The 15733-nt window shown below is 74.8% G+C and carries 13 protein-coding genes; 9 read left to right on the forward strand and 4 right to left on the reverse strand.

The features are described 5' to 3' along the window. Window positions 1–19 precede the first annotated feature (19 nt). A complete protein-coding gene (locus IG69_RS0105705) occupies window positions 20–856 on the reverse strand; it encodes an Fpg/Nei family DNA glycosylase (protein WP_030527210.1) in 837 nt (278 codons plus the stop codon). Window positions 857–915: 59 nt separating this feature from the next. On the opposite strand from IG69_RS0105705, the gene IG69_RS0105710 reads away from it, so the two are divergent. Beyond that, window positions 916–1587, forward strand: coding sequence for a DUF2461 domain-containing protein (locus IG69_RS0105710; protein ID WP_030527211.1), 672 nt, complete (start codon window positions 916–918; stop codon window positions 1585–1587). Window positions 1588–1608: 21 nt separating this feature from the next. Here IG69_RS0105710 and IG69_RS0105715 read toward each other — a convergent pair whose 3' ends face one another. Next, window positions 1609–2013 (reverse strand): YybH family protein, encoded by a 405-nt coding sequence (locus tag IG69_RS0105715; RefSeq protein WP_030527212.1) that lies wholly within the window; start codon window positions 2011–2013, stop codon window positions 1609–1611. A 79-nt stretch (window positions 2014–2092) separates the two neighbouring features. Here IG69_RS0105715 and IG69_RS20010 point away from each other — a divergent pair, with 79 nt between their 5' ends. Continuing rightward, window positions 2093–4867 (forward strand): DEAD/DEAH box helicase, encoded by a 2775-nt coding sequence (locus IG69_RS20010; protein WP_036829120.1) that lies wholly within the window; start codon window positions 2093–2095, stop codon window positions 4865–4867. A gap of 107 nt (window positions 4868–4974) precedes the next feature. Here the strand turns inward: IG69_RS20010 and IG69_RS0105730 are convergent, their stop codons facing one another. After that, window positions 4975–5862, reverse strand: a complete 888-nt coding sequence (locus IG69_RS0105730; protein ID WP_030527214.1) for an inorganic polyphosphate kinase — start codon at window positions 5860–5862, stop codon at window positions 4975–4977. Continuing rightward, the gene (locus IG69_RS0105735; protein ID WP_030527215.1) at window positions 5859–6872 is read right to left on the reverse strand and encodes an SPFH domain-containing protein; all 1014 of its coding nucleotides are present in this window, start codon (window positions 6870–6872) and stop codon (window positions 5859–5861) included. The genes IG69_RS0105730 and IG69_RS0105735 overlap by 4 nt, the downstream gene beginning before the upstream one ends. 92 nt (window positions 6873–6964) lie before the next feature. On the opposite strand from IG69_RS0105735, the gene IG69_RS0105740 reads away from it, so the two are divergent. From IG69_RS0105740 to IG69_RS0105775, 7 genes are all read left to right on the forward strand, one after another. Further along, window positions 6965–7645: an NUDIX hydrolase gene (locus IG69_RS0105740; protein ID WP_030527216.1), complete on the forward strand. Its 681-nt coding sequence runs from the start codon at window positions 6965–6967 to the stop codon at window positions 7643–7645. Between the two features lie 199 nt (window positions 7646–7844). Then, complete coding sequence (locus IG69_RS0105745) at window positions 7845–9206, forward strand: dicarboxylate/amino acid:cation symporter (RefSeq protein ID WP_051750255.1); 1362 nt, start codon at window positions 7845–7847, stop codon at window positions 9204–9206. 118 nt (window positions 9207–9324) lie between these two features. Beyond that, entirely contained in the window at window positions 9325–10098 is a 774-nt protein-coding gene (gene map / locus IG69_RS0105750; RefSeq protein ID WP_030527218.1) for a type I methionyl aminopeptidase, read from the forward strand. Between the two features lie 166 nt (window positions 10099–10264). Beyond that, window positions 10265–12889 (forward strand): class III lanthionine synthetase LanKC N-terminal domain-containing protein, encoded by a 2625-nt coding sequence (locus IG69_RS0105755; protein WP_030527219.1) that lies wholly within the window; start codon window positions 10265–10267, stop codon window positions 12887–12889. A 204-nt stretch (window positions 12890–13093) separates the two neighbouring features. Then, window positions 13094–13780 carry a hypothetical protein gene (locus IG69_RS0105765; protein ID WP_030527220.1) on the forward strand — a complete coding sequence of 229 codons (687 nt, stop codon included), beginning with the start codon at window positions 13094–13096 and terminating at the stop codon, window positions 13778–13780. A gap of 55 nt (window positions 13781–13835) precedes the next feature. Further along, window positions 13836–14987: a sensor histidine kinase gene (locus IG69_RS20015; protein ID WP_084696602.1), complete on the forward strand. Its 1152-nt coding sequence runs from the start codon at window positions 13836–13838 to the stop codon at window positions 14985–14987. Next, window positions 14984–15622 (forward strand): response regulator, encoded by a 639-nt coding sequence (locus tag IG69_RS0105775; protein ID WP_245616090.1) that lies wholly within the window; start codon window positions 14984–14986, stop codon window positions 15620–15622. Before IG69_RS20015 ends, IG69_RS0105775 begins: the two co-directional genes overlap by 4 nt. Window positions 15623–15733 lie beyond the last annotated feature (111 nt).

Here is a 15733-nt window from a genome sequence, read left to right on the forward strand (position 1 = left end):
CGGCCGGAGGCCGGCCGCGTCAGTGTTGGCAGCCCGGGCAGCGGAAGAGGTTGCGCCCGGCCATCGTCTCCTTGACGACCGTCTCGCCGCAGCGCGGGCAGGGCTTCCCGTGGCGCCGGTAGACGGCGTAGTGCGGCCGCACCCGCCCGGTGCCTCCCTTCGCGATGAGGAACTCGGCCCGCTCGACGTCGCTGTCGGACACGAGGATCCGGCCCGTGCGCACCCCCAGCGGCATGAGCCGCACGAGGTCGTCCCAGATGGCCGTCACCACACCGGCCGGCACGTCGCGCGCCGGCGTGTGGGGGTCCAGCTCGTGGCGGTGCAGCAGCTCGGCCCGGTAGACGTTGCCGACGCCGGCGACGAGCGACTGGTCCATGAGGACGGCCCCGATGGCGCGCCGCGTCCGCGCGAGCCGGTCGCGCACGGCGTCGGGCAGCCGGTCGTCGCGCAGCGGGTCGGCCCCGAGACCGGCACGCACCTCTCGCCACTCGGCGGGGGTCACGAGCTCGCAGACGATCGGGCCGCGCAGGTCGCCGACGTGGGTGCGGTTGACCATCCGCATCCGGACCTGGCCGGCCACCGGCAGGTCGGTCGGCGGCTCGCCGCGGTCGACGCGCCGGTGCTGCCGGACCCCGAAGCGCCCGAACAGCCCGAGGTGCACGTGGACGACCTGCTCGCCCTCGACGTGGATGGCCAGGTGCTTGCCGTGGGCCTCGGCCGACTCGACGCGGGCGCCGTCGAGGGCGGCCGCCGACTCCGCGAACCGCCCCTGGGGCGAGGAGAACCGCACCGGCGTGCCGGCGAAGGCGTCCTCCACCCGCCCGGCGAGCGCGTGGATCGTGTGGCCTTCGGGCATCGCCCCATCCTCGCCGCGGGGGGACGACAGCGGGGCCGGCGGTCCCTAGGCTCGACAGCATGGACGGGCACGGCGGCGCGAGCGCAGAGGGCATCCCCCTCGACGCGCTCGACTTCTTCGAGGAGCTGGCGGCCGAGAACACGCGGACGTGGTGGCAGGCGCAGCGCGCGCGGTGGGAGGAGTCGGTGCGCGAGCCGATGGAGTGGCTCACCGAGGCGCTGACCGACGAGTTCGGGGCGGCGCACCTCTACCGTCCGCAGCGCGACGTGCGCTTCAGCCACGACAAGTCCCCCTACAAGGACCACCAGGGCGCGCTGGCGGCCACCGTGCCGGGCGTCGGCTGGTACGTCCAGGTGTCGGCGACCGGCCTGATGACCGGCGGCGGCTTCCACCCGACGGGTCCGGACCAGACCGCCCGCTACCGTGCGGCCGTCGACGCCCCGGCGACCGGCCAGGCGCTGGAGGCGGTTGTCCACCGGCTCGTCGGGCAGGGCTGGGAGACCGGCGGCGAGGCCGTCAGGACCCGACCGCGCGGCGTCCCGGCCGACCACCCGCGCCTGGACCTGATGCGCCACAAGCACCTCGTGGTGTCGCGGCAGCACGGCGCCCCGGACTGGCTCGCGACCGACGCGGTGCTCGACCACGTCCGTGCCGACTGGCGGGCCGTCCGGCCGCTCGTCGAGTGGATGACCGAGCACGTCGGCGCCTCGCAGACCCCGCACCGGCGCTGAGGCATCCGGCCGGCGCCGGGGTCAGGAGTCCTTCAGCGGGTCGGCGTGCCGGTGGAAGACCTTCCAGGAGCCGTCCTCGCGCCGGTAGAGCTCGGTGACCCGCAGGTCCATCGGCACGGCCGCGTCCTGACCGGCGACGGACACGACCGACCGTTGCACGCCGACCCACCACGCGACGTCCCCCTCCTTGCCGGAGTGCAGCGTCTCGAGGTCGTTGCGCTCGGCCCCGGCCATGTGCGCGGCGCCGTCGGCGTTGGCCGAGTTCACCGCGTCGGCCCCGGTGACGACGGTGCCGGCCGGCCCGAGGATCGTCGCGGGGTCGCAGTGGGTCGACACCTCGTGCAGCGGGCCGACGTCGCCGGCCACGAAGGCGTCCGAGGCCGTCTTGCGACGGCCCAGGTACGCGGAGAAGATCTCGTCGGTCATCGGTGCTCCGTTCGTCCCTCGTCACGGTAGCCGCGGGTGGCGACGGGCAGGCCCGTCGGAGGTGGGAGGATCGACGGCGATGACGCTCACCGACCGCCTCTCCGCCGACGGCCCGCTGGGCGACCTCGGTGCCGACGCCGCGCTCGACGTCTTCGTCGAGTGGGCCGGCGAGCGCGGCTTCGCGCTCTACCCGGCGCAGGAGGAGGCGGTCCTCGCCCTCGCCGAGGACGCGCACGTCGTCCTCGCGACGCCAACCGGCTCCGGCAAGTCCCTCGTCGCCGTCGCGGCCCACGCCCTGGCCCTCGCCACCGGCCGCCGCTCCTGGTACACCGCGCCGATCAAAGCCCTCGTCTCCGAGAAGTTCTTCGCCCTCGTCGAGACCTTCGGCGCCGAGAACGTCGGGATGCTCACCGGCGACGCCGCGGTCAACCCCGGTGCCCCGATCATCTGCGCGACGGCCGAGGTCCTCGCCAACCACGCCCTGCGCGAGCGCGACGCCTCCGACGTCGGCCTCGTCGTCATGGACGAGTTCCACTTCTACGGCGAGCCGGACCGCGGCTGGGCGTGGCAGGTGCCGCTGCTCCTCCTGCCCGACACCCAGATGCTGCTCATGTCGGCCACGCTCGGCGACACGACGGAGCTCGAGCGCGACCTGCAGCGCCGCACCCGCCGCGAGGTCGTCACGGTCACGGGGGTCCAGCGTCCGGTGCCGCTCGAGTACGAGTGGTCGCTCACCGCCGTCCACGACGCGCTCGCGCTGCTCCTGCGCGACGACAAGGCACCGGTCTACGTCGTGTCCTTCACCCAGGCGGGCGCGGTCGAGCAGGCGCAGGCCCTCGCCTCGGTCGACGTCGTCTCGTCGGCGCGCAAGGCCGCGATCAAGGAGGCCGTCGGCGGCTTCCGGTTCGGCAAGGGCTTCGGCCAGACGCTGCGCCGGCTCGTCCTCCACGGCATCGGGGTCCACCACGCGGGGATGCTCCCGAAGTACCGGCGCCTCGTCGAGACCCTCGCGCAGGGCGGGCTGCTCGCCGTCATCTGCGGCACGGACACCCTCGGCGTCGGCATCAACGTGCCGATCCGCACGGTGCTGCTGACCTCGCTGACCAAGTACGACGGCCGCAAGCAGCGGCTGCTGCGGGCGCGCGAGTTCCACCAGATCGCCGGCCGCGCGGGGCGGGCGGGCTTCGACACCGTCGGGTACGTCGTCGTCCAGGCGCCCGAGCACGTCATCGAGAACAGCAAGGCCCTCGCGAAGGCCGGCGGCGACCCGAAGAAGGAGCGCCGCATCGTCCGCAAGAAGCCGCCGGAGGGCGTGCTGACGTGGACCGAGGCCTCGTTCGACAAGCTCGTGACCGCAGCGCCCGAGCCGCTCCAGCCCAAGATGCGCGTCACGCACGCCATGGTCCTCAACGTCCTCGACCAGTGGGAGGGCCAGCAGGACGCCCTGCACACCCTCGTCCTCGACAACCACGAGAGCGAGGAGCGGCGCGAGCGACTCGTCGAGCGCGCGGTGCAGGTGCTCGGCTCACTCGTGCGGGCCGGGGTCGTCGAGCCCGACGACGGCTCGCGCGTCGACGCGTGGCTGCCACCCGAGCCGGATGTCGTTGCCGCGGAGCCCGACCCGGTTCCCGCCGCCACCCCCGAGCCGGCCCCGCAGCCGCTGGACGCCGGCGGGATGGGCGCGCTCGGCGAGGCGCTGGCCGCCGCCGGTCTCGCCCCCGCCGCGACGGAGGACGCCACCCCGGCCGCGCCGGAGGAGAGCGGGGACGAGGCGCCGCGCGAGGTCACCCCGCTCGAGCGCTTCCTGCGCCGCGAGGGCCGCCGCTACGACGAGGGACCGTTCCAGGTCGCGCTCGACCTCCACGACGGCTTCGCCCTCAACCAGCCCCTCTCGGCGTTCGCGCTCGCCGCGCTCGAGCTCCTCGACCCCGAGGCGCCCGGCTACGCCCTCGACGTCGTCAGCGTCATCGAGGCCACGCTCGACGACCCACGCCAGGTGCTCCAGGCCCAGCAGTTCGAGGCTCGCGGCGAGGCCGTCGCCGCGATGAAGGCCGACGGGATGGAGTACGAGGAGCGGATGGACGCCCTCGAGGACGTCACCTGGCCCAAGCCGCTCGCCGAGATGCTCGAGCTGTCGCTGCGCACCTACCGCCAGAGCCACCCGTGGGTCGACCCGCGCGACCTCTCGCCGAAGTCGGTCGTCCGCGAGATGTTCGAGCGCGCGATGTCGTTCGGGGAGTTCGTCGCCCACCACAAGCTGGCGCGAGCCGAGGGCATCGTCCTGCGCTACCTGACCGACGCGTACCGGGCGCTGCGCTCGACCGTGCCGCACTCGGCGCGCACCGAGGAGCTCGACGACCTCGTCGAGTGGCTCGGCGAGGTCGTGCGCCACACCGACTCCAGCCTCCTCGACGAGTGGGAGTCGCTGGCGCACCCCGACCGCGACGAGCCGGGCACCGAGGTGCGTCCGTCGACCGAGGGCCGGGCGCTCTCCGACAACCCGCGCGCGCTGCGGGTCATGGTGCGCCAGAGCATGTTCCGGCGGGTCGAGCTGCTGGCCCTGCGTCGCTACGAGGCCCTGGCCGCGCTCGACGGCGGCCTGACCGTCGAGCAGTGGCAGGAGGCCGCGGCCGAGTACCTCGCGGAGTACGGCGAGATCTCCACCGGCCCGGCCGCCCGAGGCCCCCAGCTGTTCCGGGTCGAGGAGGGCGACGGCACCTGGGTCGTCGAGCAGGTGCTCGACGACGAGGACGGCGACCACGACTGGCGCATCGGCGCCGAGCTCGACCTCGCCGCGACCGACGAGGCCGGCGAGCCCGTGCTCGTCGTCACCCGCTTCGCCCCCCTCACCTGACGACGGCCCTGCACCCGACCCCTCCTCACCGCGAACGTGTGTGAAATCGCCGGGGGTCACCGGCGGTTTCACACGCGTTCGCGGAAGGGACGGGGGTGACACGGACGTCAGGCGACGGTGCGCAGGCCCCGCTCGGCCACCCCGACGGACACCTCCTGCCCCCACCCGACGAGCAGCCGGTCGGCCTCGAGCCCGTCGGCGAACACGACGAGCGAGTCCGACGACACCCGCAGCCGCAGCGCCTCGTCCGCACCCAGCGCCCCGGCGGTCAGGGTCGTCCCGGTCGTCGGGGACGGCCAGGCCTCCCGCACGAACCAGGCGAGCCCCCGCTCGTCCGGCGACGGCAGCACCGCGTCGGGCGCGCTCGCCCGGGCGATGGACGCGCACCAGCCGGTGGCGCCCGTCCCGGTCCCGACGATGACGCCGGACGACGACTGCGTCTCGGAGCGACCCCGCCACGCCAGGTCGTAGCGGGCCGACTGGTGGCCGGGCTGGCCGACGTACACCTCGTTGAGGCCGCGCAGCTCCTGCCCGTCGTCCGTACGGGCGACGACCGTCGTCCGCTCGACGATGCGTGCCCGCCCTGCGGCGACGGCGGCGAACAGGGTTGCCGCCGAGCCCGGGTCGTGCGGCACGAGGACGCCGGGGTTGGCCCCGGGCAGGGGGTCGAACCCGATGACCGGCTGGTTGTGCAGGTACTTGGCGACGTTGGCGACGAGGCCGTCCTGGCCGACGACCGCGACGACGTCGCCGGGCTCGAAGAGGAAGCGCGGCAGCTCGTCCCGCTCGACCTCGGCCCGCCGCCACTCCGCCGGGATGGCCCCGAGCACCGCCGCGACCGCGGCGCCGGTGCGCTCGTGGCGCTCGCGGACGGGGTCGATCGACTGCCCGCGCGTGCGGAGGAAGAACTCCGCCTGGCCGAGGGTCCCGTGCCGCGCGAGGAGCTCGTCGTACTCGGTGCGCCGGCGGACGACGACCGCCCGGGGCGTGCTCATCGAGCGCCGTCCTCGGCGCGGGCGGTGAGCCGGGCCAGCACGCCGCTCAGGAGGTCGGGGGTGAGCACGAGCTGGTCGACGTGGGGCAGGTTGCCGGCGGCCTCGCGGGCGGCGAGGGCCAGGAGCACGGCGGGGCTCGCCTGCTCGTAGGCCGCGAGCCGGGCGCGCTCGGCCTCCGCCTCGGCGGCCCCGGTGAGCCGCAGCGCCTGCGCCGACGCCTCTGCGAGAGCGGTCGTGCGCTCGGCCTCGGCCCGGACCCCGACCGCCTGCGCGGCCGCCTTCTCCTCGGCCTCGCGCCGGTCGTTGGCGCCCTGCTGGGCGACGAGGCGCTCGCGCCGCGCCTCGAGGTCGATCCGGCTGGCCAGCTCGTTCTGCCCGATGGCGGCCTCGCGCTCGACGGCGACCGCCCGCCGCTCGAACGTCGCCCGGTCGGCCTCCTGCTGGATGACCTCGCGCGCCGGGGTCTGCAGGGCACGCTCGACGTCGGGCTCGGGCCGCAGCAGCCCGAAGCGCACGCCGACGACCTCGACGCCGACGGCGGTCAGGCGCTCGTCGACCGCGAGCGCCGCGGTGACCCGGGTCGCGAGCTCGGCGGGGGGCGTCGCGAGGGCGGCGCGCAGGTCGAGGCCGGCGAGCGTCGAGGTGACGGCGGCGGCCGCCGCGCCGTGGATCATCCCGCCGACCGTCTCGAGCGGTGTGCGCAGCCAGACGCCCTTCGCGACGTCGACGGCGAAGTCGACGCGGGTCGCGGCGAGCACCGGGTCGGCGAACCGGTAGGTGACGACGCCGGCGGCGCTCAGCTGCTGGAGGTCGGCGCTGCGCACCGGCACGAGGACCGACTGCTCGCGGTCGTCGACCGGCACCTCGCTGATCGCGGCCGACATCGGCCGGAACCAGAACGAGGCACCGGGGCCGCTGTGCCGGACCCGGCCGCCGGCCAGGTGGTGGACGTGCATCGTCGTCGTGCTGCGCAGGTGGGCGGCGAACGGGTAACGGGTGATGGTGGCCATCTCTGCCTCCTCGGTAGGACTTGTCGTTGATGTGACGATAAGCCCTCGTCACCCATCTCGTCAAGATGACGACAACCCGGTAGGATGGCGGCATGGAGCACCCGCCCTTCGCCGTCACCGTCGACCTCGTCGTCCTCACGGTGCGCGCCGGCCGGCTCACCGTCCTGCTCGTCGAGCGGGGCGAGGCGCCGTACGCCGGTGCGCTCGCGCTGCCGGGCGGGTTCGTCCGGCCCGACGAGGACCTCCTCGCCGCCGCGCGGCGCGAGCTGCGCGAGGAGACCGGGGTCGGCGACGGCGTCCACCTCGAGCAGCTCGCGACCTACGGTGCGCCCGACCGCGACCCGCGGATGCGCACCGTCTCGGTCGCCTGGCTGGCGCTCGCGCCGGACCTGCCCGAGCCCACCGCGGGCACCGACGCCGCGGCCGCACGCTTCGTCGCGGTCGACGACCTCGACCTCGCGGCGCTGGCCTTCGACCACGCGCGGATCCTCGCCGACGGCCTCGAGCGGGCCCGCGCGAAGCTCGAGTACTCGCCGCTCGCCACCGCCTTCTGCGACGAGGAGTTCACCGTCGCCCAGCTGCGCGCGGTCTACGAGGCCGTGTGGGGCCATCCGCTCGACCCCCGCAACTTCCACCGCAAGGTGACGCGCACCCCCGGGTTCCTCACCGAGACCGAGCTCACCTCGACGGCCGACGGCGGCCGCCCGGCCCGGCTCTACCGCCGCGGCACCCTCGAGGTCCTCAGCCCGCCCCTTACCCGCGGCGACACCTGACCCCCGCTCCACCGCGAACGTGTGTGAGATCGCCGGGGGTCACCGGCGATCTCACACACGTTCGCGGGAGGAAGGGGGGGAATCCCTCGCGGCGAGGTCGTGTTGACGCCCCTCGGGTGGGACCACCACCCCCGTGCACCAGCACCTCCGGCGCGCCGCTGCGCCCGTCCCCCTGCTGACCACCCTCGGAAGGAACCCCGTGGCTTCCTCGACCGCCACCGACGCCCGCCACCCGGACGACGCCCCACCGACCCGCGCGCACCGCCGCCCCCGGTTCCCGTTCTGGGCGCAGATCATCGCCGGCCTCGTCGTCGGCGCGCTGCTCGGCTGGGTCGCGCGCACCTGGTCGGTCGACGGGCTCGCGACGACCCTCGACGTCATCGGCAGCAGCTTCGTCAGCCTGCTGCGCACGATCGTCGTCCCGCTCGTCTTCCTCGCGATCGTCGTCAGCGTCGCCCGGCTGCGCGAGGTGACGAACGCGGCGCGGCTCGCCGGCCAGACGCTGCTCTGGTTCGCCATCACCGCCGCGGTCGCCGTCGTCATCGGCATCACGATCGGCCTGCTCACCGACCCCGGCCTGCACACGAGCGTCGACCGTTCCGCCGCCTCGGCGCCCGGCACCACCGGCTCGTGGACCGACTTCCTCCAGGGCATCGTCCCCTCGAACATCCTCGGCCTCGAGGGCAGCACGGGTGACGACGGCTCGGTCAGCCTCGGCTTCAACGTCCTCCAGATCGTCGTCGTCGCCCTGCTCATCGGCGTCGCCGTCCTCAAGACCGGCCAGAAGGCGGAGCCCTTCGTCGCGTTCTCCGAGAGCTTCCTCGCCGTCGTCCAGACGGTGCTGTGGTGGATCATCCGCCTCTCGCCGCTCGGCACGCTCGGCCTCATCGGCAACGCCGTCGCCTCCTACGGCTGGGACCTCCTCGCGCCGCTCGCCGTGTTCACGATCGACGTCTACGTCGGCTGCGCCATCGTCCTGCTCGTCGTCTACCCGGTGGTCCTGCGCCTGCACGGCCTCTCGCCGCGCAAGTTCTTCTCCGGCGCCTGGCCGGCCCTCCAGCTGGCCTTCGTCTCGCGCTCCTCCGTCGGCACCATGCCCGTCACGCAGTACGTGACCACCCGCAACCTCGGGGTGCCGCGCGAGTACGCCTCGTTCGCCGTGCCGCTCGGCGCGACGACGAAGATGGACGGCTGCGCCGCGATCTACCCGGCCCTCGCCGCGATCTTCGTCGCGCAGTTCTTCGGGGTCGACCTGTCCGTCACCGACTACCTGCTCATCGCGTTCGTGTCCGTCGTCGGCTCGGCGGCCACCGCCGGCCTGACCGGCGCCGTCGTCATGCTGACCCTCACCCTGTCGACGCTCGGGCTGCCGCTGGAGGGCGTCGGCCTGCTGCTGGCCATCGACCCCGTGCTCGACATGATGCGGACGATGACCAACGTCGCCGGGCAGGCGCTCGTGCCGACGATCGTCGCCAGGCGCGAGGGCATCCTCGACGAGAGCGTCTACGACGGCGACCGCTCGAGCGACCCCGTCGGGGACCCGGCGCTCGTCGCCGCCTGACCGACGCGCACTGCACCGCACCGTCCCTCGGTCGCCCGCACACCCCTCGGGGCGTGCGGGCGACCGCGGCGTCCGGCCCTGTGAGACTGGACCCGACCCCCACCGAAAGGCCGCCCCGATGATCGAGATCCTCGACGACCGGCAGGTCGAGCGCGCCCGGGCCACCGGCGCGCTCGTCGGCGCCATCCTGGCGACGATGCGGGAGCGGGCGACCGTCGGCACCAACCTCCTCGAGATCGACGCCTGGACCAGGGCGATGATCGAGGACGCGGGGGCGACCTCCTGCTACGTCGACTACGAGCCGTCCTTCGGCCGCGGCCCGTTCGGTCACTACATCTGCACGTCGGTCAACGACGCCGTCCTCCACGGCCTGCCGCACGACCGCGCCCTCGCCGACGGCGACCTGCTGACCCTCGACCTCGCCGTCGTGCTCGGGGGCGTCGCGGCCGACTCCGCGGTGAGCTTCGTCGTGGGGACGCCCGCCCCCGAGGACGAGGCGCTCATCGCCGTCACCGAGCGCGCGCTCGCCTCGGCGATCTCCGTCGCCGGGCCCGGGGCGAGGCTCGGCGACGTCTCGCACGCCATCGGCGCGGTGCTCGAGGGCGCCGGCTACTCCGTCAACACCCAGTTCGGCGGGCACGGCATCGGCTCGACGATGCACCAGGACCCGCACGTCGCCAACACCGGCCGGCCGGGCCGCGGCTACACCCTGCGCCCGGGCCTGATGCTCGCCATCGAGCCGTGGGTCATGGCCGACACCCACCGCCTCGTCACCGACCCCGACGGCTGGACCCTGCGCAGCGAGACCGGCTGCCGCACTGCGCACAGCGAGCACACCGTGGTCGTCACCGAGGACGGCGTCGACGTCCTCACCCTGCCGCCGGCGGCCTGAGCGGCCCCGGCCAGGGCGCTGCCACGGCGGGCGCGCCGACCCCGGAGATGACACCGGTCATCCCGACCGGTGACACCTGTCACTGACGGCCGGTGCGCGACGCCGACAGGATCGACAGCCCGGGGGAGCCGCCGGCGTTCCTCCACCCTGAGCCGCAGGAGCCCGGATGGACCCACGCCACCTCGCCCACGCCGACGCCGACCCCGACTTCTACGACGACGTGTGGCAGGTCCCGTGCGACGCCGCTGACGTCCTCGGGCCGGCGGTCGTCCCGGAGCGCGTCGAGGTGAGCGACCAGGGGCCGTGGCGGGTCTACCGCACCCCGTGCATCCTGCCCGACTCCGGCTGGAAGGTGCACGTGTCGTGCGTCCCGTCCCGGGCCGAGCACGTCGTGCCGCTCGTCGTCGCAGAGGCGCTCGCGGAGGACCTCACGTGCAAGCACCTGCGGACCCGGCGCCTCGTCGCGGCGACGCAGGCCAAGTACGCGGAGCCAGCCGGCGCGGGCAAGGTCGTCACGGTCTACCCCGTCGACGAGCCGTCGCTGGCGCGCATCGTCGCGCGCCTCACGGTGCTGCTCGCCGGCGAGCCCGGCGCCCGCGTGCTCAGCGACGTCCCGGTCGACGGCGCCCCCGTCTCGGTGCGCTTCGGGGCCTTCCGGGGGGTCCGACACGTCGACGCGCAGGGGCGCTGGGGCATCGGGCGCGTGGGCGACGCCGGCACCGGGTCGGCAGCCGACGACCGGTCGCCGCACAGCGGCTGTCGAGCAGCGGCCGTCGTACCGGCTCTCGTCTCGGCCCTATGTGACGCCGCCTCCGCGCGCGACGGCGCCGCGGTCCTGCCGGTCGCCGACGTGCGGGTCGTGCACCGCTCCAACGCCGGCGGGGTCTACACCGCCACGTGGGAGGACGGCCGTCGCGTCGTCCTCAAGGAGGCCCGCCGCCACACCGGCTTCGACCTCGCCGGTAGCGACGCCGTCACCCGCCTGCGCCACGAGCGGCGCGCGCTCCTGCGGCTCGCCGGCACCGGTGTGGTCCCCGAGGTCGTCGCGCACCACGTCGCCGGCGACAGCGAGTTCCTCGTCATGGAGCACGTCGCCGGCCCGATCGTGACCTCCGGGATGGCGACCGGCCACCCCGCGGCCGTGCCCGGCGCCGACGCCGCCGCCTACCGGGCGTGGGTCGACGCCGTCGTCGCCCGTACCGCGGAGGCCCTGGCGGTGCTCCACGCGCACGGCGTCACCCACCGCGACGTCCATCCGGGCAACGTCATCGAGCGTGACGGGCGGGTTGTCCTCGTCGACCTCGAGTCCTCCTCGCTCGACGGTGTCGCGGTCGCCAAGGGCGTCGCCACCGCTCTCTCGAGCACCGGGGACGACGTGACCCCGGCGGCCGACCTCGCGGCCCTCGCGCGGATGGGGGCGCTGCTCGTCAACCCCCAGTACGCCCTGACCGCCCGGCGCCCCGAGCTCGCGGAGGAGCTGACCCGGGTCGGCGAGGCCGACCTCGCGGGGACGGACGGGGTCGGCCACGGAGGAAGGGCCGTGGCCGAACCCGGGGCCCTACCCGCGCCGTGTCGACCGGCGTCGCCCTGCCCCGAGCGCCTCGTCGCCGGACTCCACGTCGCCGCCGACCCCGCCCGCCACGACCGGCTGCTGCCGTCCGACGTGGCGGGCTTCTCGGTCCCGGGGGGCGGCCTCGGCCTGCTCCACGGCGCCGGGGGCGTCCTCATCACGCTCGCCGCCACCGGCCGTCCCGTCCCGGCGGCCTGGCGCCGCTGGCTCGTCGAGCGCTCCCTCGCCGCCCCGTGGCTGGTGCCGGGACTGGCCGACGGCGCCGACGGCATCGCCCTGTGCCTGGCCCGGCTCGGCGAGCGCGAGGCCGCACGGACGCTCGTCGGCCGCTGGGCGGACCGCGAGAGCGCGAGCCCCTGGTGGTCGCGGGGCAGCGCCGGGCGGGCCCTCGCCCACGCCGAGCTGGCCGGCCTGCTCGACGAGCCGGCCCTCGTCGCCTCGGCGCTCGGCCTGGCCGCCGACACCCTCGAGGCCGTCGAGGCCGATGTGCCACCGCCGGGAGCCCGGGCCGGGCTTCTCGACGGCTGGGCGGGCGTCGGCCTGGCCCTGCTGCGCGTCGCGGAGCTCGTCGACCGCCACGCCGGCGACGGGGTGTCGCCGCGGCTGCGGGCCGCGGCCGCTCTCGCGATGCGCCGCGAGTGCGCCGCAGTCCGGGCGCGCGCGGGGGCCTGGCTCGCGAGTGACGGTAACCGCGTCATGCCCTACCTCGGCACCGGGTCGGCCGCCCTCGGTCTGCTGGCGGCCGCCCTCGGTGGGCGCCACGAGCCCGGCATCCCTCCATCCGACTCGGCCCCGGACCCTGCGGCCGTCACGCCGGGGGAGGCCGTCACCGGCGTCGTGCGTGCCCTCGAGCTGCGCTCGGTCGCCGGGGCCGGCCTGCTCCACGGGCGCGCCGGCCTGCTCGCGACCCTCGCCGTCGTCGCCCCCGACCACCCGGGCGTCACGCTCCACCGCGAGCGGCTCGGCTGGTACACCGTGCCGGTCTCCGCCACCTCGCGACGCGAGCACCCCCTCGCGGGGGACGCGGACCTGCTGCTCGGCGAGCAGAACATCCGGTGCTCAGCGGATCTCGGATCAGGTTCTGCCGGAGCGGTTCTCGTCAGCGACGAGGACGTCGTGAGGATGGCGCGGACGGTCACGCAGGTGCTCGCGCTGCCCGAGGTCGCCCGGTCCGTCACGAGGGTCCCCACGGGGATGACACCCGTCACGACGAGCCACTGACGGCGGGTACTACAGGGCCCCCGACGATCCGGGAAGAGTAGAGCCAGTCGGAGGGAGAGCCCACCGACACACCACTGGGAGAGGACCACACACCATGAGCGTCACCGAGATGCAGACCCTGGCCACCGAGGACGAGACCACCACCGGCGTCGTCGCCGACTGGCAGTTCAGCACCATCTCCATCGTCTACTGCTGAGCACGGAGATGGACACGTCGACCCCCGTCCGCACGGGTCCGCGGGTCCGCCCGGAGCTCCCCGCCACCCGGGTCGTCGCCCTCCTGGTGAACGACCTCGACGTCGCCGGAGCCCCCGAGCGGGCCGCGGCGACCCTAGAGGGCACCCGTTTCGAGGTCGAGGCGGGGACCGTCACGGTCCTCACCCCCGCCCGCGCCGGGCGCACCGTCGTCCTCTGCCTCACCGGGCAGCTCGCCCGGGCGGGAGGGACCGTCGAGACCGGTGACGGCTCCTCCCGCCGCGACGTCGCCACGACGTCCTGGCAGCTGGTCGTCACCGACGACCCGGACCCTGCGGACGGCTCCACCGCGGCCGACCTGCTGGCGGTCGCCGGCCGCGGAGCCGTCCGAGCCGCCGCCCGGCTGGGACTCACCGCCGTTCTCGACCGCCCGGTCGCGGCCCTCGACCCCGCCGACCGCACGCTCCTCGGGGTCGCGCTGGCCCTGGCCGGCGGTCCCGACGTCGTCGCGCTCGACGAGCCCGCCGCCCGACTCGACTCCGACGGCCTGGGCCGTGTCCTCGACGCCGTCCGCGATCTCGTGGACGTCGACGGGCGCACGGTCGTCGTCGTCGAGGAGCTCGACCGGCTCCCGGCCACGACACACCCGCTCGTCGACGCCGTCGTCGAGCTCGGCCCGTTCCTCGACGCGCGGTGACGCGGGGCGGCTGTTACGGTGCTGGCGTCGCAGGGAGGGCAGGAGTCGTGCGGGGATGCCAGTGAAGAACCAGGGCAGTGATGCCCGGATCGCCCTCGTCGCGTCGTGGGCGGTCGTCATCGTCATCGTCGTGCAGGGCACCCTGTCCATGCTCACGCAGGTCGACGACGACCGCATGCCGCTCGAGCGCGTCGCCGCGGTCGTCGCCGGCCTCGCCGCCGCCGTGCTCTTCACCATGGTCCAGCTCCGCACGGTCCGCGACCGCCCGGTGCCGCCGTGGATGCCGTGGCTCGTCGTGCTCGCCGCGACCGCGTCGTTCGTCGCCGGCATCTGGCTCAACGCCTCGCTCGTGCTGGGGACGGCGATGCTCCTGCTCGGCGGCCGGCGACTCGCGGTCACCTGGGTCGGCTACGTCCTCCTCATCGGGGGCTTCATGCTCACCCAGGACGTCAACCCGTTCATCGCCGGGTTCCTCACGCTCGTCGCCGCCGCCATCGGGCTGCTGCTCTACGTGCTGACCCGCCTCGCCGTCACCGTCGGAGAGCTCGCCCGAGCGCGCGAGACCGTGGCCCGGCTCCGCGTCGACGAGGAGCGCCACCGCATCTCGCGTGACCTGCACGACATCCTCGGCCGCAGCCTCGTCGCCGTCGGCCTGCGCATCCAGACCGCGATCCGCCTGCTCGAGCGCGACCCGCAGCGCTGCGGCGAGCAGCTCGAGGAGGTCGCCCGGATGGTCAGCGAGGGACAGTCGCAGCTGCGCGGCCTGACCCGTGGCGAGACCGTCGTCGGCTTCGAGGACGAGCTCGCATCGGCACAGGACATCTTCGAGCGCCTCGGGATCCGCTGCACGACCGATGTCGACGCGGACGGTCCCGTGGGCGAGCTCGTCGACACCCTCGGCTCACGGGTGCTGCGCGAGTCCGTCACCAACCTCCTCAAGCACTCCCGGCCCACGTGGGTGGAGATCGGCCTGCGCGAGGAGGCGACGGCCAGCGTGCTCGTCATCCTCAACGACGGCGCCTCCGACACCGGGCGGGCCCGGGGAACCGGACTCGCGGACCTCGCCGCGCGGGCGTCCGCGCTCGGGGGCTCGCTCGAGGCAGGGCACCTGCCCGGCGGGCGGTTCCGGGCGATCTGCCGGATGCCCACCACCGACCCTTCCGACCTCGCGGCCGACCGGCCGACACCCCTGGGAGCACGATCGTGACCGACACCTACACCGCCCCCGACACCGTCGTCGACCCCGAGCGACTGCGGATCCTCATCGCGGAGGACGTCGACCTCGTCGCCGAGGCCTTCGAGGCCCTGCTGGACACGGAGCCGTCCTTCGAGGTCGTCGGGCGGGTCAGCCGCGGCGACGAGGTGGCGGCGGCCGTGCAGCGCCTGCAGCCCGACGTCGCGGTGCTCGACGTCGACATGCCCGGCGCCACCGGCATCGAGGCCGCCGCGCAGGTGACCGACTGCAAGGTGCTCCTGCTCACCGCCCTCGAGGGCCCGGGGCACATGCACAAGGCCCTGGCGGCGGGCGCCAACGGTTACATCCTCAAGTCGACGACGGGCAGCCGGCTCGTCGAGGCCATCCGCACCGTCGCCGCGGGCGGGACGGCCATCGACCCCGAGCTCGCCGCCGAGGCGCTGCGCAGCGGCCCGTGCCCGCTGACCGACCGCGAGATCGACATCCTCCGGCTCGTCGGCCGGGGGCGCAGCACCGAGGACATCGCGGGCGAGCTGTTCCTCTCGCGCGGGACCGTGCGCAACTACCTGAGCAACGCCATGGTCAAGCTCGACGCGCAGTCGCGCGCGGAGGCGTTCGCGAAGGCCGAGCGGCGCGGCTGGCTCTGACGCGACGCACGTGCTGACATCGGTCATCGGCCGGGTGCAGCGTGTCACCGCCCGGCTCCCGGCCCCTTGGCCCCCCGCGGCCCGCCTGCGTTGATGGGGTGACCCGCGGGG

The sequence above is a fragment of the Phycicoccus jejuensis genome, from assembly GCF_000720925.1.
GTDB lineage: Bacteria > Actinomycetota > Actinomycetes > Actinomycetales > Dermatophilaceae > Phycicoccus > Phycicoccus jejuensis.

Bases quoted from the DNA above. Each gene is read 5' to 3' on its own strand.
- IG69_RS0105705 (WP_030527210.1), bottom strand. From the start codon at position 856: ATGCCCGAAGGCCACACGATCCACGCGCTCGCCGGGCGGGTGGAGGAC.
- IG69_RS0105710 (WP_030527211.1), top strand. From the start codon at position 916: ATGGACGGGCACGGCGGCGCGAGCGCAGAGGGCATCCCCCTCGACGCG.
- IG69_RS0105715 (WP_030527212.1), bottom strand. From the start codon at position 2,013: ATGACCGACGAGATCTTCTCCGCGTACCTGGGCCGTCGCAAGACGGCC.
- IG69_RS20010 (WP_036829120.1), top strand. From the start codon at position 2,093: ATGACGCTCACCGACCGCCTCTCCGCCGACGGCCCGCTGGGCGACCTC.
- IG69_RS0105730 (WP_030527214.1), bottom strand. From the start codon at position 5,862: ATGAGCACGCCCCGGGCGGTCGTCGTCCGCCGGCGCACCGAGTACGAC.
- IG69_RS0105735 (WP_030527215.1), bottom strand. From the start codon at position 6,872: ATGGCCACCATCACCCGTTACCCGTTCGCCGCCCACCTGCGCAGCACG.
- IG69_RS0105740 (WP_030527216.1), top strand. From the start codon at position 6,965: ATGGAGCACCCGCCCTTCGCCGTCACCGTCGACCTCGTCGTCCTCACG.
- map (WP_030527218.1), top strand. From the start codon at position 9,325: ATGATCGAGATCCTCGACGACCGGCAGGTCGAGCGCGCCCGGGCCACC.
- IG69_RS0105755 (WP_030527219.1), top strand. From the start codon at position 10,265: ATGGACCCACGCCACCTCGCCCACGCCGACGCCGACCCCGACTTCTAC.
- IG69_RS0105765 (WP_030527220.1), top strand. From the start codon at position 13,094: ATGGACACGTCGACCCCCGTCCGCACGGGTCCGCGGGTCCGCCCGGAG.
- IG69_RS20015 (WP_084696602.1), top strand. From the start codon at position 13,836: ATGCCAGTGAAGAACCAGGGCAGTGATGCCCGGATCGCCCTCGTCGCG.